The sequence below is a fragment of the Campylobacter sp. RM19072 genome (assembly GCF_024723485.1).
Classification (GTDB): domain Bacteria; phylum Campylobacterota; class Campylobacteria; order Campylobacterales; family Campylobacteraceae; genus Campylobacter; species Campylobacter porcelli.
In genome coordinates this window covers 271608-292804 of record NZ_JANQCU010000001.1, presented here as the reverse complement: position 1 = coordinate 292804, position 21197 = coordinate 271608, and the positions used below count along the sequence as shown (strand labels likewise).

The window sequence follows — 21197 nt, the reverse complement described above, 5'->3', positions numbered from 1 at the left end:
AATTATCCTTTCATCATATCAATTGCACTTGTTGCGATTGCTTTTGCGCTTTGGAATGCCGATACATTAGCTTGATATGCTCTTGTGGCTTCTATTAAATCTGCCATCTCAATTACTGGATTTATATTTGGTAGCATTACATAGCCCTTATCATTAGCATCTGGGTGAGTAGGGTCAAATTTTATTTTAAAATCCTTATCATCACGGACAATCTTATCTACTATCACAGTTGAGATGGCAGGTTTTGGAAATCTTGGTGCGTCTATATCATCTAATGGATTTTCGTTTTCTAAAAAATCATTTTTAGCATTTATTTGATTATTTAACTCTTTGTCAAATTCAATCTCTTTAAATACAACTTCTTTGCGACGATATGGACCACCTTCAGCTGTTCTTGTGGTGTGAGCGTTAGCGATATTTGAGCTAATTACGCTCATTCTAAATCGTTGAGCACTAAGACCATATCCGCTAATATCAAAATCACTTAAATATGCCATCACTTATCCTTTAGATTTTTGAGCTTGCGTCTATCACGCTTTTAAATATATCGCCATGTTTTTTACTAGCTGAATCTAGAGCTTGAATCATTAAAACATTCTTACTCATTTCGCTTGTTTCAATATCCAAATCCACGGTATTAGCGTCATTTCTAGCCATATGACCGTCTCTTAGATATATGGTTGGTATCTTTGATGATGGAAAATCAATAGCCTCAAAATGTTTATCATTTGTCCTAGCTAACTCTAGCTTTGGCTCGTTTGCGCCTAGCTTATAGATCTCTTTTCTTTTTTCTATCAAAGCAGTTTCAAAATCAATATCTTTGGCTTTATAAAATGGAGTATCGATGTTTGCGATATTACTGGCGATTAGTTGGTTGCGAGTAACCCTACTACTAAGAGCAGAATCAACTAGTTGCTTTGACTTGCTAGTGCTAAAACCTGCATACATCTGATATCCTTTTAAATTTATTAGGCTGATTAAGCAAAATTTATTCCAAATTTGGCTCTAAATCACTAAATTTCTCAAATCCACTAGGTTGATTTGACTTAATATTTAAAATAGCCAAAAACTCATCTCTAGATATATTCTTTGCTCCTAAAAACTCAAGATGAGGATTCATAACCTGTGCATCAATGATAAAATCATACTTTGATAAAGTTTTAGCTAGAGTTACCAAGGCAACTTTAGAGGCATTTTTGCCCTTGCTTATCATGCTCTCACCGCAAAAAACCTTACCAAATATCAACCCATAAAGCCCACCAATAAGCTCATCTTTATAATAGACCTCCACGCTGTGAGCATAGCCAAGATCATGCATTTTGATATAGCTATCTACGACATTTTGGTCTATCCAAGTTGGCTCTTTAAGCTCTCTTTGTATTTTGCAAAAATTTATAAAATTTGCAAAATTATAATCAAATTTAACTCTATAATCCCTTAAAAACGCTCTTAAACTCTTTTGAATTTTAACATTTTGCGGGTAGAATATCGCACGAGGATCAGGGCTATGCCAAAATATCGCTCCATCACAAGGCCAAGGGAATATACCATGGGTATAAGCATCGATTAAAATTTCGCTACTTAGATCGCCACCATAAGCTAGTGGCGTATCTTTTGGTGCTTTAGATGGATCTGGGAAGATGGATTTCATAGGCTATTTTTAGATCTAAATTTAAACTTAAACTCGCCATTATCAAAATCAATGCTAACATCGCCGCCATTTTTTAAATCACCAAAAAGAAGCTCTTTTGATAGCTTGAGATTTATATTATCCTTAATGGTGCGTTTGAGATTTCTAGCGCCAAATTCGCTACTATAGCCTAGATTTATAAGCTCATTTATAGCTTTTTTGCTTAGGGAAATTTTAACTTTTTTAGCTGATATTTCTAGCTCTTTTATCTCTTTTTGGACTATTTTTTCAAGCACTTCGTGGCTTAAAGAGTTGAAATTTATAATCTTATCAATTCTGTTTCTAAACTCAGCGGTAAAAAATCCCTTCACAGCTCTATCAGTTTTATCGCTATCACTTTTATTAAAGCCCATAATCGGTGCTTCTTTGGTGCCTAAATTTGAGCTCATTATAATAATTGTGTTTTTAAAATCACTCTTATTTCCACTTGCATCGCTTAGAGTTGCGTTATCAAAAATTTGTAAAAATATATTTAATAACTCAGGGTGAGCCTTCTCAATCTCATCAAATAAAATCACGCTATATGGGTGCTTTTTTACCATATTTGTAAGCATACCGCCATTTTCAAATCCTATATATCCAGGAGGTGCCCCAATGAGCTTAGCTACGGCGTGTTTCTCCATATATTCGCTCATATCAAATCGCTCAAAATGGATATTTAAAGCATTTGCTAACTCTTTTGCTAACTCAGTTTTACCAACTCCGCTACTTCCTGTAAATAAAAATACCCCAATAGGTCTATTTGGCTCATTTAGCCCTGCATATGATGTGATTAAAGCGTCATTTAGGCTCTTTATAGCTAGGTCTTGACCAAATATTTTTTGGCTTAGCGTGGTGGTTAAATTTTTTAAAATTTGAGTGTTATCAGAGTTTGTTTGGATATTAGATAGATTTGCCATTTTAGAGACAATCTCATTTATTTTGGCTTTTGTTACGCTTTTTTTATGCTCAATATTTGTAGCGGCTCCAGCCTCATCGATTATATCTATAGCACTATCTGGCAGGAATTTATCACTTAAATATCGTTTAGCCATCTCTATACTTTGAGTTAGAATTTCATCACTATACTTTACGCTATGGAATTTCTCATAAGTTGGCCTTAAGCCTTTTAAAATTTCTAAAGTCTCTTCTTTGCTTGGTTCGGCTACATCAATTTTATTAAAACGGCGAAGTAGGGCTCTATCTTTATTAAAATTCCTAAACTCACTATAAGTAGTCGCACCAATACACCTAATATCTCCATTTGCTAGGTGCGGCTTTAGGATATTTGCAGCGTCTTGACCATTGTCATTGCTACCTGTGTTTAGTATTGTGTGAATTTCATCTATAAAAATTATGTGATTTTTATTCTCTTTTAGGCGGTTTATTATCTCTTTTAATCTCTCTTCAAATTCACCCCTATATTTGGCTCCAGCTAAAATAGCAAATATATCTAAGCTAAAAATCACACTATCTTTTAATTTATCTGGGACATTGCCATTTACTATTCTTTGGGCTATTCCTTGGACTATAGCGGTTTTACCAACTCCTGCTTCGCCTACAAAAATTGGGTTATTTTTCTTATGGCGGCATAGGATTTGTAGTGCTTTATCAATCTCTTTATCTCTATTTATTACTGGGTCTATTTGATTATTTTTTACTAATTCATTTAAATTTGTGGCTACAGATAGTAGATCATTGTCTTCTAAATTTAATCCGTGAAATTCAAATAATTGATATATTTGGGAGTTTTTATCAGCTAAAATTTCATCTAAAAATTCCTCTACTCCAAATCTCTCTTCTTCAGTGATATTAGAAAATAGTTCGCTAAGTTTATGAGTGAGTATCGGCGGCTTTTTCTCATTAGATTTTGGCGTATCTTTTAACATATTTATTAGATCATTTCTAAGTGCTACTACATCGCTTATACCGATATTTTCTAAAAGTTTTATAAATTCCTTATCAAATGTCAATGTGTATAAGATATGCTCTGAGCTAATATACTCATGAGATTGAGATATGGCTAGGTCATTGGCTTGTTTTATTGACATTGCTAAATTTTGTTCTATCATTAATCCTCTTTTATAACGCATTTTAGCGGAAAGCCATTTGCTTTAGCAAGGCTTAGCGTTTGATTTTGTTTGGTTTGTGCGATCTCTTTGGTGTAAATTCCACAGACCGCACTTCCGTTTTTATGAATTTGCATCATTAAATTTACAGCTTGGCTTAGCTCTTTATTGAAAATTTCGCAAAGCACCATAACTACAAAATCCATAGTGGTAACGTCATCGTTTAATAAAATCACCTTAAAAAGAGTTGGTTTAAACTCTTTTAGCTTGGTTTTAGTATTAAGCGTTCTTTTAGTTTGCATTTAAAATCTTATCTATATCTTGGCTAATTGTGTTGGTGCTAACCTCTCCTAGGTAGAATTTATTCCCAACTACTGTGCCATCTATATTATCACTTAGACTTTGGTATATTCCATCTTTTAAAACCACTTTAAAAGGGATAGAAAGGGCTCTATTGTAGTTAATATCATTTAGAATTTGATCTACAATTTTGCTATTCTCTTTTGAATTTGCTATGAAATAATAGGCGTTATATTTTTTGCTAAAGTTCTCTAGCACATACTCATCGCTTACATCTTCAAAGTGAATTAGCCCAATTAACATAAATTTATCTGCATTCTTAAGCTGAAAATCCATAAGGTGTGGGGCTTCTTTTTGGCATGGGGCGCAGTATGTACCAAATATATCAAGCATTAGAATTTTATCGCTATCTTTGAGCTTAAATCCATTTTCTGTGCGTATTAGCGTGGCTTTAGTGCCAATTATGCTAGTTAGCTCTATCTCATCTGCGGTTTTATACTGCTCTGATTGGCTTGTTTGAGTATTTGATTCATCTTTACTACACCCATTAAGTAGCAAAAATGCCGTTAGAAATAGGGTTATAAATTTAATATTTTTCATATTTTTCCTTTATATGTATCTTTTTAGGGCTGCTCTAGCTTCTAAATTTGCTTGTTTTTCTTTCAATGCTTCTCTTTTGTCGTGGAGATTTTTACCTTTGGCTAAAGCTATATTAGCTTTTACTATATTTTTATTATTTAAATATAGACTTAAAACCACGATAGTAAGGCCATCGGTGCTGACTTTACCAAGGAGCTTATCGATTTGTTTGCGGTGCATAAGTAGCTTTCTAGGCGCTCTCTCATCAGGGCGAAAGTGTGAGTGAGCGGTTTGGAGATGACTGATGTGAGCATTTAATAAAAACAGCTCACCACGAATTATTCGCACAAAGCTATCTTTTAAATTCGCTCTACCAGCACGAAGTGCCTTAACCTCGCTACCTTGTAACACTATACCAGCTTCAAAGCTCTCAATGATGGTATAATCATGAAATGCTTTTTTATTTTTTGCTAAATCTTTTCCCATTTTAATACTTTTATTATTTATAAGCTTAGGATTATAGCTAAAGATTGTGAATTTAGTTTGAATAAGAGTGCTTTATGGCACTCCTATAGCTTATTTTTTATAATTTTTGACAAATTCAGCAATGCGCTCAATACCGATTTTTAAGCTATCTATATCACACGCAAAGCTAAGTCTAAAGTATCCATCCATACCAAATCCCACTCCAGGCACAGTGGCTACTAAGGCTTTTTCTAATAATTCTTGGCAAAATTTCATTGAGTTAGGCTCGACATTTTTACAATTGATAAATAGATAAAATGCGCCATCAGGGCAGACTACGCTTAGATTTTCTATGCTATTTATAGCACTTACTGCGTAATCTCTACGCTCTATAAATTTACTTTTCATATACTTTATATCATTATCAGCTTTTCCTAAAAGTGCTGGGATAGCACCAGCTTGAACGATACTTGAGATATTGCTCGTACTTTGGCTTTGGAGCTTTCTAAGGGCTTTATTTAGCTCATCAATGCTACTTGCCATATAGCCAAATCTCCAGCCTGGCATTGCGCCACACTTGCTAAGTCCATTTATGGTAATTGTCCTTTTAAACATATCATCGCTAATTGACGCTGAGGCGATGAATTCGCCATTGTAGGTTAATTTTTCATAAATTTCATCACTTATTACTAGGATTTGGCTCCCTTTTAACACTTCGCTAATCTCCTCAAGCTCAGCTTTACTATATACGCCACCACATGGGTTGCTTGGGCTATTTATGACAATTGCTCTAGTTTTTGAGGTTATGGCTGATTTTATCTGATTAGCAGTTAATTTAAATTTATTATCTTCACTAGTTTCTATGATAACTGGAACTCCACCGCAATATTTGACAATTTCAGGATAGCTTACCCAGTATGGAGATGGGATAATAACTTCATCGCCGTGATTTATAATACAAGAAAATAGGTTAAATAAAGAGTGTTTAGCACCCACATTTGTGATTATTTGGCTTGGTTTATAATCTAGATTATTATCTCTTTTTAGTTTTGTAGCAATAGCCTCTAATACCTCAGGTGTGCCAGGAACTGGAGTGTATTTACCACAACCCTTATCTAATGCTGATTTTACCGCATTTTTGATAACTTCAGGTGTATCAAAATCAGGCTCACCAGCACTAAAGCTAATGACATCAAGCCCAGCTGCTTTCATCTCTTTGGCTTTTGAGCTAATTGCTATTGTGATACTTTCGCTTAGGACAGAAATTCTTTGAGATAGTAACATTTTTTACTCCTTGATTGATTTTATATACTCTTGATATTTTTTGTCTAATACTATTTTAGAATCGCCGTGGCATTCAAGATTTTCTACTTTTTTTATGAGATATATTAGCAACTCTTTTGTAATATCAGGTAGTTTATTATGCTCTAATGGGCGAGTGTTGCCACTAACACATTTAGCTGGAATTCCAACGGCTGTAGAGTTAGGTGGGACATCTTTTACTACTACTGAATTAGCACCTATCTTAGAGCCTTTACCAATAGTTATATTGCCTAAAATTTTTGCCCCAGCACCAACTACAACTCCATCTTCTAAAGTAGGGTGCCTTTTGCCTTTATCTAAGCTTACACCACCTAGAGTTACACCTTGATATATTAAGCAATCATCGCCAATTACTGCTGTTTCTCCGATCACAACTCCAGTTGCATGATCGATAAAAACGCGTCTGCCAACCACAGCTGCAGGATGTAGATCAACTCTAGTTAGAAAGTTGCTAATACCAGCTAGTATTCTAGCTAATTTATGCCATTTTTTAACCCATAAAGCATGGATAAATCTATGATTAAACACAGCCCATACACCAGGATAGTTAAATATCAGATCTACGCAACTACGATATGCTGGATCTTGAGATTTTGGTTGCGATAGATCTTCTATTATTGTTTTTAAAATTCCCATTCTTAGCCTATAGTTTTTAAATAGCCATTATCGTTTAAAAATAGATATAACTCACCTAGGATATGTTTTTTTTGTTTCTCATCTACCAAGGTTGAGTTTTCTATCCTTTCATTTAAAGTATCTCTAATGGAGTGTATATCATAATCTAAATCTTCTAATATATCCATAACAGATTGTGATTCTAAGATATTTTTTATCTCATAATTGCCATTTTCATTAAGGATAATTGTAGCTTCAGTCGGATGGGTAAAGAGATTATGCTTCATTCCAAGCACCTCTTGATACGCTCCAACAAGGAAAAATCCTAAGAAATAATCCTCTTTTTCTAAATCCACATCATGTAAAAATAGAGGATTTTTAGTCGCATCAAAGCTGATTTCACCATCGCTATCGCAAGTAATATCCCAAATAGAAGCAGACAAAGTAGGGCGCTCATCAAGCCTATCAAGAGGCATTATAGGGAAGTTTTGCCCAAGTCCCCAAAAATCAGGTAGACTTTGAAACATAGAAAAATTTACTAAGTATCTCTCTTGAACCTCTTCTTGAATTTTTAAAAGCTCAGCGTAATTTTGCTTATTACCTAAAAGCGAGATCGCTTTTTTCATGATTAGATGGACTAAAATTTCGCTATTTGATCTATCTTGAAGATCTACATAACCTAAGTCAAATAGGGTTAAAACGCTCTCCATATGATCTATTGCATCATGAAGATACTCTATAGCGTTGCTTGGTTTTATACTCCTATATAAGTCATATAATTCGCTAATTAAAGGGGGATTATTTTTTTTTAATATCAATTTTTCTTCTGTATATTCTTGGCTAAATAGCTCAAGCACTGGAGCTACCAAGACAGCGTGAGAAGCGGCAATATATCTACCGCTTTCTATAAATATATCTGGCTCTATCTCATTTTTTTGATTTGCTATAGTTTTTAGTAAGAATACAACATCATTTGCATACTCTTTTAGAGTGTAATTTCTACTTGGATTTTCCTTAAATTGCGAATACTCTATAGCCAAACCGCCACCTAAATTTATAGCTTTTAGGGATTTTGCTCCCATTTTACGAAGTTCTGCGTATATGTTTCCAGCTTCTATAAGAGCTTTTTTAAGTGGGTGAATTTCATCAATTTGACTTCCAATATGGAAGTGAATCATTGTAAATTGCTCTATTAGATTATTCTCTTTTAGTAAATTTACCGCTTCAATTAGCTCAGTTGATGTTAATCCAAATTTGGAATTTATCCCACCGCTTTTAGCCCAAACTCCAGTCCCGCTACTATGAAGTCTAATTCTAAGTCCGATATTTGGCTTTGGCTTAAATCTCTCTTTGGCAGTGGAGATTATCGATTTTAGCTCATTTAACCCTTCAATTGTAAGAGTGATATTATGCCCCATTTCAGCAGCGATAAAGCCAATATCGATTAGCTCATTATCCTTAAATCCATTTACGGTAATTGGCGCACCATAGTTATTATACGCCATAGCTAGGAGCAATTCAGCCTTTGAGCCAGCCTCTAAGCCATAGCCATAACTCTGGCCGATTTTAACTAAATTTTCTACAAAGCCTGGATATTGATTGACTTTTAGTGGATATACAGCATTAAAACTTCCACTATATCCAAACTCCTTTTTGGCTCTTTCAAAACTAGAATAGACTTGGACAATTTGCTTTTTTATAAGATGTGGAAATCTAAGGAGTAAAGGCCCTCTATAGCCATCATTTCTAATCTCTTTTACTATATCGATTAATGCTGGTTTTAAGTCGCTATTTAGACAGACCTTACCGCTATCAATTATAAAATTTGAATCACCCCAAAGGCTAAGTCCATAGTCATTTGTCATATTTTGCTCCATAAATCATCTATAGATATTCGTTTTTCACTCTTATCATTTAGATTTTTATACCAAATTTGATTTTGGCTAAACTCATCATTGCCAAGACATAAAAATATCTCAAACCCTCTTTTATCGGCTATATTTAGGTGCTTATTTGGGCTTTTGGCTTCATATGAAATCTCTGTTATATGGTGCTTTCTTAGCTTTTGAGCGATTTTGTAGATTTCATCTATTAAATTTGGATTTAAAGCACATATATAAATCCCTTGACGGCTATTTTGTGGCTCTTTTTGCTTTAAAATTTCCATAATTCTCTCAATTCCCATAGCCCAGCCCACTGCTGCAGTAGGTTTGCCACCTAGATACTCACAAAGTTTATCATATCGCCCACCACCTGCTACAGCACTTTGAGAGCCAATCTCAGCACTTACAAATTCAAAAGCACTTTTGCAGTAGTAATCCAAACCTCTAACTAGCTTAGGGTCAATCTCAAACTCAACCCCATTTGCTCTTAAAATCTCTTGAAGTTTATTAAACTCATCTTGGCAAATTTGATTTAGATTATCTGTGATTAATGGCGCGTTTTTTAGGATATTTTGACAACTATCATTTTTACAATCAAGTATTCTAATAGGATTAGTCTCTAGCCTTCTTAGGCAGTCTTGACATAGATTTTCTTTGTTTATATTTATAAATTTAACCAACTTATCTTTATAAGTTGGCATGCACTCGCCATCGCCTAAAGAGTTGATTTTAAGAGTTGTTTTAATCCCTAGATTATTTAAAATTTCATTTAGCATTAAGATCGCTGAGGCATCTTCATAAACGCTAGCTTCGCCAAAGCACTCTACGCCAAATTGGTGAAATTCCCTCAAACGCCCACGCTGAGGACGCTCATACCTAAACATACTACCATAATAAAAATACTTTCTAATCCCACCAACTCTATCAAATTTACTCTCTATAAAGGCTCTTACCACCCCAGCTGTGCCTTCAGGGCGAAGGCAGACATCATTACCACTTTTATCAATGAATTGATACATCTCCTTACCGACAATATCACTACTTTGTCCTACGCTTCTTTTAAATAGTGTTGTCTCTTCTAGCTTTGGGGTCTCGCAAAATTTATAGCCGTAGTTTTTGACTACACTTTCACAGGTTTGTATTATAAATTTATATAGCTTGCCATCATTTTCAAGCAGATCTTTCATACCACGAAGAGCAGTTATCATATAAATTTCCTTATTTTATCTTGTATAATCTCTGGTGCTAGTGATGCGTCTATCTCTAATACTTCAAATTTTAAATCGGTGAGTATTATACTCATAAATTCTTGAACTCTCATTAAATACTCAATCCCACGACTCTCAATCTCATCGCTACAATCTCTATTAAAGAGTCTTTGGTGGATTAATTCTTTATTTGCTTTTAAAAAGATAAATTTATCCCCAAAGTCCGAGCAAAGGGCAAATTTATTTAGCTCAATTAGGGTTTTAATATCTAGATTATCATCATTTGCCATAGCGTATGCAAGACCTGAGATAAAGCTTCTATCACTTAAGATTAAATTTTTATAATTTGGTTTTATAATCTTCTCATAGTGTTCAGCACGATCTGCTAAAAATAGTAGTATTTCAGCTCTTTGAGATATTTTACTTGCATTACTCATAAGATACGATCTAATCATCGCTCCAAGCTCTGTCCCACCTGGCTCCTTGGTGATTATGGCATTTGGATAGATCTCTTTTAGCATATTAATCTGCGTTGTTTTACCCGCTCCATCGACCCCTTCAAAACTAATTAACATACTCATCCTTTATTTTTTGATAAACATCTTTTGGTACAAGTAAGCTAATATCCCCTTTATGACTTAAAACAGATCTAACAATAGAGCTTGATATGAAGGCATTTTTAAGACTTGGCATAAAATACACTGTCTCAAATTCGCTCCACAAAGAGGCATTAGCATAGCCAATTTGTAGCTCATATTCAAAGTCACTTACAGCTCTTAATCCCCTTACAACCGTGTTGATATTAAGCGATTTAGCAAAATCAACTAAGAGATTATCAAATCCCATAACCTCTACGCTAGGTAGATCTTTTGTAGCGATTTTGGCTAATTCAACTCTTTGATTGTAGTTAAAATATGGGGTTTTGCTCTCATTTAAAGCAACTGCTACAATAACCTTATCAAATACATTACTAGCACGCTTAATAACATCAAGATGCCCATTTGTAATAGGATCAAAAGTCCCTGGATATATACATGATTTCATTTTTACCTCTACTTGATTATAGCTTGATTTTTATTTATTACTTGTGCTTTTAAAATTTGATTATTTTGATTTCTTACGCTGATAATCTGTCCTATATTGCCATCACTAAGAGCTGTTACTATAATCTCAACTTTTAAAGAACCATCATTGATCACGGCTGTGATTTTATCGCCTTTTCTTACATCGCTTAGGGTTTTGAAGTGGCGGTTAGTTAAAATTTTACCACGCTTTATCTTACTTTTAGTTATGAGCTGATATTTGGGAATATTAGTTAAAGCTTGTTTATCATAATCTTTTAAATTTACAAATTTTTGCTCATAATCGCCTAAATTTAAGATATGATCTCTATCTATATCCCTTTTAGCGATTAATACTTGAAGTTTAAAATCAATTTTAAAGTTAAAAAATATACTTTTATTACTCTTATTTGGCGTTATGTATATCGCTCGAAATGCCCCGCTATCATCACGCAGATTAAGCAAAATAATCTCTTTTAGTATAAATTCATTAAAATTATTTGGTAAATCATTTGGCTTATCTATATTTATAGAGCTGATATTTATAGAGGGATACTCATCTTTTATGGTTTTGTGAAGTCTATCAACTAAGGTATCGCTAAAAAGTGGAATAAAAAATATAAGAAGCAAAAATATGGAGCGGGAAACGAGATTCGAACTCGCGACCCCAACCTTGGCAAGGTTGTGCTCTACCCCTGAGCTATTCCCGCATTTTTGTAAATTAGGGTGGAATAATATCATATTTTTACCCACTTGTCAAGATATTTGATAAATTTTTATCTCTTGATTATCGCAAATTTCACTTTGACCGATATTAGAGATATATATAGAATTTGATAATGATATTGGTCTTATCATCGAAGGACTATAGATATTATCATTTGTAGCTCTAAATTCGCCGTTATTTGCTGTACCAATTACAATATTTGCTCTACTAGCTTTGAATTTTAAGCTACCTTTAAATTTCGCAATCTGCGTTTTAGGTAGATAATCACTCCAATTAGCAACTCTTTTAACAAAAGGTATAACGGCGATATATGTAGCTAGTAAGCATGACATAGGATTGCCAGGCAAAACAAAAATAAGCTTATTACCCTTTTGATAACATTTTGTTGGTTTGGCTGGACGAGCATCGATAGAGCTAAATAACGGCTTAAAATCAAGCGAGTTTAATACTTCACTCATATAATCAGCCTCTCCTTTGCTAGCCCCACCGCTTGTGATGATAATATCATAGTCACTGCAGCTATTAATAGCCTCTTTTATATATGAAATTTCATCTTTTAAAATCCCTTTATACTCACTTTTAAACCCATTTTGGCTTAATGCTGATATGATACCAAAGCTATTTGCGTTATATATAGATAGTTTATCGCACTCGCTCCAAGGCTCATTTATCTCATTTCCACTACTAAAAACAGCAATTCTAGGATTTTTAAAAGTATTAATATAGCTAATTCCCTGAGCTGCTAGGAGCATAATGTTAGCTGGGGTAAGCCTTGAGCCTTTAGCTAGTAAAAGCTCTCCAGCCTCTATCTCTTCGCCTTTGATTTTTCTAGCATTATTTTTAGGTGTATCTGGTGGTACTATTAAATTTCCACTCTCATCAAAAGACTCGTTTTCTATCATTACAACGCTATCAGAGCCTTTAGGAAATGCCGCACCGGTCATAATCTTATAGCACTCATTTTTACTAATTTCATAGCTATTTTTATCTCCAGCTAAAATCACCCCTTTAATTTTAAGAGGGCTAGCTATATCAGCGTAAGCAAAAGCATATCCATCTAAAGCAGAATTATCAAACGCTGGTAAGCTCCTACTAGCTATAATATCACTAGCTAGGATTTTTCCAGTAGCTTGGCTAAGGGGTAAAATTTCGCTCCTATTTAGTGGCTCTAAATCTTTAGCTAATTCAAATATCTCATCAACTCTCATAATCTACTCGCTAAGTCTTTTTATATCAGCTCCAATGGCAGTAAGCTTGGATTCTAAATTTTCATACCCTCTATCTAGATGGTAAATTCGGTGAATTCTTGTCGTTCCCTTAGCTCTTAAAGCAGCAATGATAAGTGCCGAGCTAGCTCTTAAGTCAGTTGCCATCACATCAGCCCCATTTAGCTTTGTGCCTGTGATAGTGGCTATATGCCCATTTAGCTTTATATCAGCTCCCATGCGAGATAGCTCACTAGCGTGCATAAAGCGATTTTCAAAAAGTCTCTCATCAATGCTAGATACTCCATCAGCCACACAAGCAAGAGCCATAAATTGCGCTTGCATATCTGTTGGGAAGCCTGGAAATTCAGTAGTGATTATATTACATGGTTTTAAATTGCCATCGCTAATTACTTTTATTGAGTTAGGATTAAACTCAAATTTAACCCCCATATCATAAAGCTTTGAAGTGATAGCTACTAGGTGATCTGGATTTATATTTTCTATTATAACCTTTCCACCAGCGATTGCTACAGCACACATATATGTTCCAGCTTCAATCCTATCTGGAATTACTCTAATTTCATCTAAATTTATAAGCGTTCTATTTGTGCCATATATGGTTAATTCGCTTGTGCCAATACCATCAATTCTAACTCCATTTTGATTTAAAATTTCGCATAGTTGGACTACTTCAGGCTCCTTGGCTGCGTTAAATATCTTAGTTACGCCATTTGCTAGAGCTGCTGCCATTATGATATTTTCAGTGCCAGTAACTGTGATTTTATCAAAAACGATATTAGCACCCTTTAATCCATCATTTGCACTAGCTATCACATATCCATCTTTTATCTCTATCTTTGCCCCCATTTTCTCTAATGCGCTTAAATGCAAATCAATTGGTCTAGCCCCAATGGCGCACCCACCAGGGAGTGAAACCTCACAATGGCCAAATCTAGCAAGGAGTGGGCCAAGCACCAATATAGAAGCACGCATAGTGCGGACAATATCATATGTGGCTTTTGTGGAGTTTATAGCCATTGTGTCTATTTGTAGGGTTGAGTTTGTAAATTCAGCCTTAGCGCCTAAATTTTGTAGTAGTTTTATCAAAGTTTTTATATCAGCTACTTGTGGTGCGTTTTGGATTGTTACTCTATTTTTGGCTAGAATTGACATAGCAATTATAGGTAAGGCTGCGTTTTTAGCGCCACTTATTACCACTTTGCCTTCTAAATTTTTTCCACCTTTGATTTGTAGATAATCCATACTATCACCTTATGTAAAAATAGATATGGATTATATCAAAAATATGCTTATATTTATTTTGAATTTAATATATTCTAAAAGCTATGGCTAAAATACCATAGCTTAAGAGCGAGATTTTTTCACTTCATCTGCGATTAAGAAAGCAAGCTCTAGGGCTTGATCGGCATTTAATCTTGGATCGCACTGGGTTTCATAGCGACTAGCAAGAGCCTCTTGAGTAACCTTAAATGCACCACCAGTACACTCTGTAACATCTTGTCCTGTCATCTCTAAATGCACCCCACCAGCTATAGTGCCACAAGCATTATGAATATCAAAAAAGCTTTTAACTTCTTTTAAAACATTATCAAATTCACGAGTTTTATATCCATTAGAGGCTTTTACTGTGTTACCATGCATTGGATCGATACTCCATAGGATATTTAATCCTTCAGATTTAACATTTTTTAAGATATTTGGTAGGTAGCTCTCTATCTTATCAGCACCCATTCTAATTATGATATTTAGGCGACCATTTTCGTTATTTTGGTTTAGTTTGTTGGCTAATTTTATCACATCATCAGCTGTGGCATTTGGGCCGATTTTACACCCAATTGGATTTTTAACTCCGCTTAAGAAATGGACATGAGCGTCATTAATACCTCTAGTTCTCTCACCTATCCAAAGCATATGAGCAGAGCAATCATACCAATCTCCACTTAAGCTATCAACCCTTGTAAGTGCCTCTTCATATGGTAGTAATAGTGCTTCGTGAGAAGTGTATAGCTTAGTTTCGCTTAGGGTTGGAGTATTGGAAGTTGTAACCCCGCAAGCCTCCATAAATTTAAGAGTGTTAGTAAGCTCAGAAGCAAGTTTTTCAAATTTCTCATCTAGCTCACCACGCTTTATAAATCCTAAATTCCATCTATGGACTTCATGTAAATCAGCTAAACCACCACGAGAAAACGCCCTTAAAAGATTTAGTGTAGAAGCACTTTGGTAGTATGCGTCTATCATTCTTTTTGGGTCTGGTACTCTAGCAGATTCATTAAATTCAAATCCATTTATAATATCACCCCTATAGCTAGGGAGTTTAACTCCATTTATCTCTTCAAAATCGCTACTTCTAGGCTTAGCAAATTGACCAGCCACACGGCCGACTTTTACCACCGGACAGCCACCAGCGAAGGTAAGGACAATCGCCATTTGCAGCATAATCTTAAACATATCACGAATATTAACCGCACTAAAATTAGCAAAGCTCTCAGCACAATCCCCGCCTTGAAGTAAGAAGCCATTGCCTTGAGTAACTTTGGCTAACTCATCTTTTAAATTCCTTACTTCACCTGCAAAGACAAGTGGTGGAAGCTTACTAAGTCTATCTTCATACTCTCTAAGCTTGGTAATATCAGGATATATAGGTTGTTGTAAAATATTATAGTCTCTCCAGCTATCTTTATTCCATTTACTCATTTTTAACCTTTAAATTTCTATATAAAATGTGCGATTATAGCCAAATAAATCTTAAATTCTAGCAAATTTAATATTTAGCTGGGAGTTTTAAAGTAAAATTAGGTAGAATTATCAAAAATAATTTTAAGGTTTAAAATGAAAAAATTTATATTAGTATTTACTCTTATATTTCTTTTTGGTTGTGTGCAAAATACCACAAATGTAGGCCACTCTGAAGTTAATAGGGGTCAGTTGATGCTTATATCAAGCGAGGAGATAAATGAGGCTTCTGCTAAGGCTTATACTCAGATAATTGATAAAGCAAGGGCGACAAATACGCTAAATAAAGACCCAAAATTAACACAAAGAGTAAATAATATATCAAATAGATTAATTGCTAAAACTTCATATTTTAGACAAGATAGCTCAAAGTGGAATTGGGAGGTAAATGTAATTACAAGCGATACTATCAATGCTTGGTGTATAGCTGGTGGTAAAATCGCCGTATATACCGCAATTGTAGAGAAATTAAATTTAAATGATGATGAGCTAGCATTTATCCTATCTCACGAGATTGCTCACGCCTTAAGAGAGCATGTCAGAGAGCAGCAAAGCCAAGAGATGATAAAGAGCGGATTAATAAATGTAGCTTCGATTTTTGGGGTTGATAATACTATTTTAGGGGTTGCAAATTTAGCTGCAAATGTGGGTATTTCGCTGCCATTTAGCCGTTCGCATGAGAATGAGAGTGATGAGATAGGGCTTGAGCTTGCTTATATGGCTGGATTTAATCCAGATGGTGCGGTTTCACTATGGAAGAAGATGCAAGAGCACTCAGGCGATGGTGGATTGGAGTTTTTAAGCACGCATCCAAGCCATGAAAATAGAATAAAAAATCTACAAGCTCTAGCAGTTAAATTAAAGGCTAAGAATTAGCATATACTAGCTATGCTTTGAGCTTGTTTGAGTATCATATCTTTTTTGATTGTGTAGTTGATAGCGTTATTTTGAGTGATTATAACTATGGTTGAGCCTAGATCAAAATTACCTATATGTTCGCCTTTTTTTAAGCTTAAATTATCATATTTATATAAAGCTTTGGTTAGATTTGAGTTGGTTTTAATGCGTGGTTCAAAGTCAAATTTCATTTTACCCACATTTAAAGCACCTACAAAGACCATCCAGATTAATTTGCCATTTTTTAGCCTTGCTTTTAGCACGACTCTCTCATTTAACGCATAGAGATTATCATGCTTTAAAAGAGCGCTTTTTGCTACGCTAAATAGCGTTCCAGGAGTGTAATTTAAACTCAAAATATCCATATCGCAAGGGGCGTGATAGTGGTGATAATCTCTTGGGGATAAATATATATTTAGATAGTCAAATTCGCCATCAAGCTCACTATCTTCAAGTGATTTGCCTAGTAGTTCATCTATTTTATACTCTTTGGATTTTATGCTATAAGCTTTTAGATTATTCCCCTTAGCACACTCAAGGCAAAGCCCATCGCTTGGCGAGACAAAGCCATCGCCAAGTGGTCTTGGAGCTTGTAATTTTCTAGTAAAAAGAGCATTTAAACTATCATAGCTATTAATTGGATTAAACTCACTCATATCTATTTTAAATTTTTTAACATACCAGCTATTTATAGCATTTTGAAGCCATTTTGGAAATTTATAGTGTGCGACCAAGCCAAAATAGTTTGAAAATTTATTATAATCCATATTAATCTCCCAGCTTTAAATATACAATTTCACTATTTGTTCCAACTCTAAATGGCGGTCCCCATAGTCCAGCACCGCTGCTTACTAGTAGTTGCATATTTTCATTGATTTTATATAGTCCATAGATATATTTTTGATTTATCCATACTAAGAGTGAAAATGGAAAAATTTGTCCGCCATGAGTGTGACCTGAAATAGCTAAATCCACATCTTTATTAAGATATTTTAAAGATCTAGGCTGATGGGCTAGTAAGATTGTAGGCAAATTTGGATTTACACTTTTGAAAGCTTGATTAAAATCGGGCTTAAATTTATCCATTTTAAAGCCGGTAATATCATATACACCTGCTAAATTCACGCCTCCCATCTCTACACTTTCATTTTCTAAAACTCTAATTCCAAGCTCTTTAAATTTACTAATCAATCCATCAATTCCGTGATAATACTCATGATTGCCAACGACCATAAAGGTGCCAAATTTGCTTTTAACATCTTTTAAAGGATCTAAAAAATCGCCCAATTCATCACTACTTAAATCTACCAAATCGCCCACGATAAATAAGGCATCTGGATTTAATAAATTTACCTTATCAACTATACTAGCCATATACTCTTTTTGAAAAAACTCACCTATATGCACATCGCTGATTACTGCTAGATTTAATGGGGATTTGAGATTTTGAATTTTTACATTATACTCAGTGATTATGGTGTTGAAATTCGCATTATAAGCGCCAATTATAATATACAAACAAAAGCCAAAAATCACACAAATATCAATGATAAATTTAGCTATTTTTTGACTATTTTTTTTAAGCTTTTTTATAAAAAGTAGTGCTAAATTAAATGGCAAAATGGTGCAAAATAGCATAAAGCTTATACCTATGCAAATTATGGATATTTGATAGATTAGTGGCGGAAGTGGAGAGCTTTTAATGGCGATGAAATATGCAACCTCAAATAGAAATATAAGAGTAAAAATCAGTCTTAAAAGCCATTTAAATTTAGATATTAAACTATTTTTAAACCACCAATAACTATATAAATTCATACCAAAAAATATAATTGTAGATAGTGGAATGAATATATGTGGACTCATTTAAAACCTTAATTGATGATAAAATTACTTTTTGATAATGCTATTGATTTTATGATAAAGCAAGAGAATTTCATCTCGTTTAGTGATAAAACTATTTTTATTAGCAATTAGATGAGCGCTACTTTGCATTATCTCTTGGGCTACTTTTAGGCCATTTTGCTTCATTGTAGTGCCAGTCTCTACAATATCTACTATCGCATCGCTAAGCCCCACAATCGGAGCTAACTCAATTGAGCCATATAGCTTGATTATCTTTACTGCAACTGCCTTTTGGTCAAAATAATTTTTAGTGATATTTGGCATTTTAGTTGCGATTTTTAGCTCCGGTTTGGTGTAATCTAGCTCTTGATTATCCTTAATCCCGATACAAACTCTGCATTTTCCAAGTCCAAGATCAAGTAGTCTAAGCACATCGCACCTATGCTCTTCAAGCACATCAAGACCTACTACGCCTATATCAGCAGCTCCTTCGGTTATATAAGTCGGGATATCTTGATTGCGAACCATTAGGAATTTAAACTCTCCTTTTTGCATAATGAGCTTTCTATCTTCAAATTTAAACTCATCACCAAAAATTTGAGTGAAAATCTCCAAGGTTTGATCGGCAATTCTACCTTTTGGTAGTGCTACACTTAGCATAAAATCTCCTTATTTTCATTTATAGCTCTTTGCATACCGCGAAAAATTAGCATTCTATCATATATGGATTGAGAAAAAAACTTAGATAAAAATTCCCCATCTCCACCGGTGAGATATATTGACTTTCCACGGGAGAATTCATTAATTAAGCTTACTATTGGCTTGATTATTCCATAGCTAATAGCATCTTGAGAGTGCTGTGGTAAGCACTCTAGGTCTATTTGCGAATTCAGCGGTAGATCTAGACGCTTTGAAATAGTCTTTAAGCTAGATAGAGAAGTTGTAATTCCTGGTATGATAAACCCACCGATATGGCATCCATTTGCCATCAGATCAAGCGTGATAGCACTTCCAGCATCCACTATAAGCCCATTATTTATAGCGTAGCAAGCTGCGGCTCTATCTACTCCTAAGCCAATATAAGTGCTATTTAGATTAATATATGGCTCAATATCTATAAATAGTGGCTCTTGAATTTTTTGAGCTACTCTTTCATTTACATTTATATAATATATTTTCTCTTTTGGTTCATAAAGATTAAACTCATCAATATTTAAATTCCAAATCTTCCTACCATCAAAAAAGGTGGCATGAGTATTGCCAATATCACACAAAATCATAGAATTTCCAATCTAAATTTGATTTTAAAACTTTCGAGCATATCGCAGAGTTATATAATAAGCCAAATTTAACTATATTAATGTCAAATTTACGCTTTACAAGCTCACTTATTTTTTTCAACTCTTCAAGCTCCTTATTTATAAATCTACTTTTAGACTCTCTAAAAAAAAGCAGATTATAAAATCCACTACTATCAACACCTAAAAAGAGTTGATAGTTACGCTTTTTACTAAACTCCTTTATATCAAGGGTTTGTAGATTTTTAAGTAGAATTTTATGCTGGTTAAAAATATTACAAATTCTATTATCCATTATTTTAATTCTAATATTTCATCATCATAATAAAAGGCATTTTCGCCCATAAAACTCTTTTTGCTAATCTCTGAGTCAAGCTTTACAATTTCAAGATTATTTAAATTCAAATCAGTGATAAACATATATCCAGTTTTTTCAATTATATATAGCTTATCATCTTTTGGGATAACGCCTGAGAATATGGCAAATTTGAAGTTTTTGCTACTAAGCTTATTTAGTTCTAAATCTAAAATCTCCACCATTCCATCTTTTAAAAATAGATAAATTTTCCCAGAATAAATCAAGACATCTTTGATTTGACCATCATAGTGCTTAACTCCTTGAGTAGAGATCGCCATTAGCTTAGTAGCACTGGCTGCAAACATCTTATCCCCAAGGAGATCAAGGAATATAATATTATTAAAAAATGATTCACTACTTACTACTGCATCTCTTAATATGCGACCATTAAATTTATCTACTATCATAATTTTGCCATCCAATGTTGGATAGACGATAATTGAGTTTAAAAATACTGGATTTGCCATCTTAGCGTCAATGGCATATGCTACGCCGACATTATACTCTAGTAGCAACTTGTCGCTTATCATATCTATTAGATAGATGGTATTATCAACGCTAAGTGCTGCAAGGTGGTTGTCATTTATAGATGCTGATACTATGCGAGTTTTAAATTTGGTAGTATAATACTCATCTTCGCCCATTAACACCTTAAAATTACCATCAATACTAGATATTAATAATTTGCCTTGATACTCGCCTAAGAAGTTATCATTTTTATCTAAATTTAGCTCTATTATATTACCATTTTTAAGTAGTATATTGCCATTTTTTAAGACAGCTCCATATTTACTAGTTTGCTGCAAAGATGAGCTCAATGAGCCATCAAAACTCACATTTTTAGATACAAACTCAGGCTCATAATACTCCCTTTTTGTATAGCAACCAGCAAGAGTTAAAATAATTAAGGATGATAAAATGTAGTTTTTTAAATTCAT

The 21197-nt window shown here is 34.1% G+C and carries 24 protein-coding genes and 1 tRNA gene; 1 reads left to right on the top strand and 24 read right to left on the bottom strand.

Annotated features, from left to right (window positions below):
* Positions 1-2: 2 nt before the first annotated feature.
* The 18 genes from flgC to CSUIS19072_RS01450 all read right to left on the bottom strand — a co-directional run bounded on the left by flgC (position 3) and on the right by CSUIS19072_RS01450 (position 15822).
* Positions 3-497 (bottom strand): flagellar basal body rod protein FlgC, encoded by a 495-nt coding sequence (gene flgC, locus CSUIS19072_RS01535; RefSeq protein ID WP_086236809.1) that lies wholly within the window; start codon positions 495-497, stop codon positions 3-5.
* Positions 498-507: 10 nt separating this feature from the next.
* A complete protein-coding gene (gene flgB / locus CSUIS19072_RS01530) occupies positions 508-948 on the bottom strand; it encodes a flagellar basal body rod protein FlgB (protein WP_086236808.1) in 441 nt (146 codons plus the stop codon).
* Between the two features lie 40 nt (positions 949-988).
* Positions 989-1651 carry a leucyl/phenylalanyl-tRNA--protein transferase gene (gene aat / locus CSUIS19072_RS01525; RefSeq protein ID WP_086236807.1) on the bottom strand — a complete coding sequence of 221 codons (663 nt, stop codon included), beginning with the start codon at positions 1649-1651 and terminating at the stop codon, positions 989-991.
* Complete coding sequence (locus CSUIS19072_RS01520; protein ID WP_086236806.1) at positions 1648-3741, bottom strand: AAA family ATPase; 2094 nt, start codon at positions 3739-3741, stop codon at positions 1648-1650. The genes aat and CSUIS19072_RS01520 overlap by 4 nt, the downstream gene beginning before the upstream one ends.
* Entirely contained in the window at positions 3741-4040 is a 300-nt protein-coding gene (locus CSUIS19072_RS01515; protein ID WP_086236805.1) for an ATP-dependent Clp protease adaptor ClpS, read from the bottom strand. The genes CSUIS19072_RS01520 and CSUIS19072_RS01515 overlap by 1 nt, the downstream gene beginning before the upstream one ends.
* Positions 4030-4638: a thioredoxin gene (locus CSUIS19072_RS01510; RefSeq protein WP_086236804.1), complete on the bottom strand. Its 609-nt coding sequence runs from the start codon at positions 4636-4638 to the stop codon at positions 4030-4032. The genes CSUIS19072_RS01515 and CSUIS19072_RS01510 overlap by 11 nt, the downstream gene beginning before the upstream one ends.
* 9 nt (positions 4639-4647) lie before the next feature.
* Complete coding sequence (smpB, locus tag CSUIS19072_RS01505; RefSeq protein WP_086236803.1) at positions 4648-5103, bottom strand: SsrA-binding protein SmpB; 456 nt, start codon at positions 5101-5103, stop codon at positions 4648-4650.
* 90 nt (positions 5104-5193) lie between these two features.
* Positions 5194-6366, bottom strand: a complete 1173-nt coding sequence (locus CSUIS19072_RS01500) for a pyridoxal phosphate-dependent aminotransferase (RefSeq protein WP_086236802.1) — start codon at positions 6364-6366, stop codon at positions 5194-5196.
* Between the two features lie 3 nt (positions 6367-6369).
* Positions 6370-7041 (bottom strand): serine O-acetyltransferase, encoded by a 672-nt coding sequence (cysE, locus tag CSUIS19072_RS01495; protein ID WP_086236801.1) that lies wholly within the window; start codon positions 7039-7041, stop codon positions 6370-6372.
* A gap of 2 nt (positions 7042-7043) precedes the next feature.
* Positions 7044-8885 carry a biosynthetic arginine decarboxylase gene (gene speA, locus CSUIS19072_RS01490; RefSeq protein ID WP_086236800.1) on the bottom strand — a complete coding sequence of 614 codons (1842 nt, stop codon included), beginning with the start codon at positions 8883-8885 and terminating at the stop codon, positions 7044-7046.
* Entirely contained in the window at positions 8882-10111 is a 1230-nt protein-coding gene (gene hisS / locus CSUIS19072_RS01485) for a histidine--tRNA ligase (RefSeq protein ID WP_086236799.1), read from the bottom strand. The genes speA and hisS overlap by 4 nt, the downstream gene beginning before the upstream one ends.
* Positions 10108-10686: a dTMP kinase gene (gene tmk, locus CSUIS19072_RS01480; protein WP_086236798.1), complete on the bottom strand. Its 579-nt coding sequence runs from the start codon at positions 10684-10686 to the stop codon at positions 10108-10110. The genes hisS and tmk overlap by 4 nt, the downstream gene beginning before the upstream one ends.
* Positions 10676-11155, bottom strand: coding sequence for a pantetheine-phosphate adenylyltransferase (gene coaD / locus CSUIS19072_RS01475; protein ID WP_086236797.1), 480 nt, complete (start codon positions 11153-11155; stop codon positions 10676-10678). Before coaD ends, tmk begins: the two co-directional genes overlap by 11 nt.
* An 8-nt stretch (positions 11156-11163) precedes the next feature.
* Positions 11164-11802: a flagellar basal body P-ring formation chaperone FlgA gene (gene flgA, locus CSUIS19072_RS01470; protein ID WP_180380992.1), complete on the bottom strand. Its 639-nt coding sequence runs from the start codon at positions 11800-11802 to the stop codon at positions 11164-11166.
* Positions 11803-11807: 5 nt separating this feature from the next.
* A tRNA-Gly gene (locus CSUIS19072_RS01465) sits at positions 11808-11882 on the bottom strand.
* A 46-nt stretch (positions 11883-11928) separates the two neighbouring features.
* The gene (locus CSUIS19072_RS01460) at positions 11929-13107 is read right to left on the bottom strand and encodes a molybdopterin molybdotransferase MoeA (protein WP_086292547.1); all 1179 of its coding nucleotides are present in this window, start codon (positions 13105-13107) and stop codon (positions 11929-11931) included.
* Positions 13108-13110: 3 nt separating this feature from the next.
* On the bottom strand, positions 13111-14370 hold the full coding sequence (gene murA / locus CSUIS19072_RS01455) for a UDP-N-acetylglucosamine 1-carboxyvinyltransferase (protein WP_086292549.1): 1260 nt from the start codon (positions 14368-14370) through the stop codon (positions 13111-13113).
* Between the two features lie 102 nt (positions 14371-14472).
* Complete coding sequence (locus CSUIS19072_RS01450; RefSeq protein ID WP_086236793.1) at positions 14473-15822, bottom strand: class II 3-deoxy-7-phosphoheptulonate synthase; 1350 nt, start codon at positions 15820-15822, stop codon at positions 14473-14475.
* 135 nt (positions 15823-15957) lie between these two features.
* Between CSUIS19072_RS01450 and CSUIS19072_RS01445 the strand changes: the two genes are divergently transcribed.
* A complete protein-coding gene (locus CSUIS19072_RS01445) occupies positions 15958-16737 on the top strand; it encodes a M48 family metallopeptidase (RefSeq protein WP_086292552.1) in 780 nt (259 codons plus the stop codon).
* Here the strand turns inward: CSUIS19072_RS01445 and CSUIS19072_RS01440 are convergent.
* The 6 genes from CSUIS19072_RS01440 to CSUIS19072_RS01415 are packed head-to-tail and all read right to left on the bottom strand — an operon-like array spanning position 16734 to position 21197.
* Positions 16734-17525, bottom strand: a complete 792-nt coding sequence (locus CSUIS19072_RS01440) for a phosphatidylserine decarboxylase (protein ID WP_086292554.1) — start codon at positions 17523-17525, stop codon at positions 16734-16736. The genes CSUIS19072_RS01445 and CSUIS19072_RS01440 overlap by 4 nt on opposite strands.
* A gap of 1 nt (position 17526) precedes the next feature.
* On the bottom strand, positions 17527-18624 hold the full coding sequence (locus tag CSUIS19072_RS01435) for a metallophosphoesterase (protein ID WP_086292556.1): 1098 nt from the start codon (positions 18622-18624) through the stop codon (positions 17527-17529).
* Positions 18625-18648: 24 nt separating this feature from the next.
* Complete coding sequence (gene hisG / locus CSUIS19072_RS01430; protein WP_086236789.1) at positions 18649-19263, bottom strand: ATP phosphoribosyltransferase; 615 nt, start codon at positions 19261-19263, stop codon at positions 18649-18651.
* Entirely contained in the window at positions 19257-19883 is a 627-nt protein-coding gene (locus CSUIS19072_RS01425) for a type III pantothenate kinase (protein ID WP_086292558.1), read from the bottom strand. Before CSUIS19072_RS01425 ends, hisG begins: the two co-directional genes overlap by 7 nt.
* Positions 19870-20196, bottom strand: coding sequence for a hypothetical protein (locus CSUIS19072_RS01420; RefSeq protein WP_086292560.1), 327 nt, complete (start codon positions 20194-20196; stop codon positions 19870-19872). The genes CSUIS19072_RS01425 and CSUIS19072_RS01420 overlap by 14 nt, the downstream gene beginning before the upstream one ends.
* A complete protein-coding gene (locus CSUIS19072_RS01415; protein ID WP_086292562.1) occupies positions 20196-21197 on the bottom strand; it encodes an L-seryl-tRNA selenium transferase in 1002 nt (333 codons plus the stop codon). The genes CSUIS19072_RS01420 and CSUIS19072_RS01415 overlap by 1 nt, the downstream gene beginning before the upstream one ends.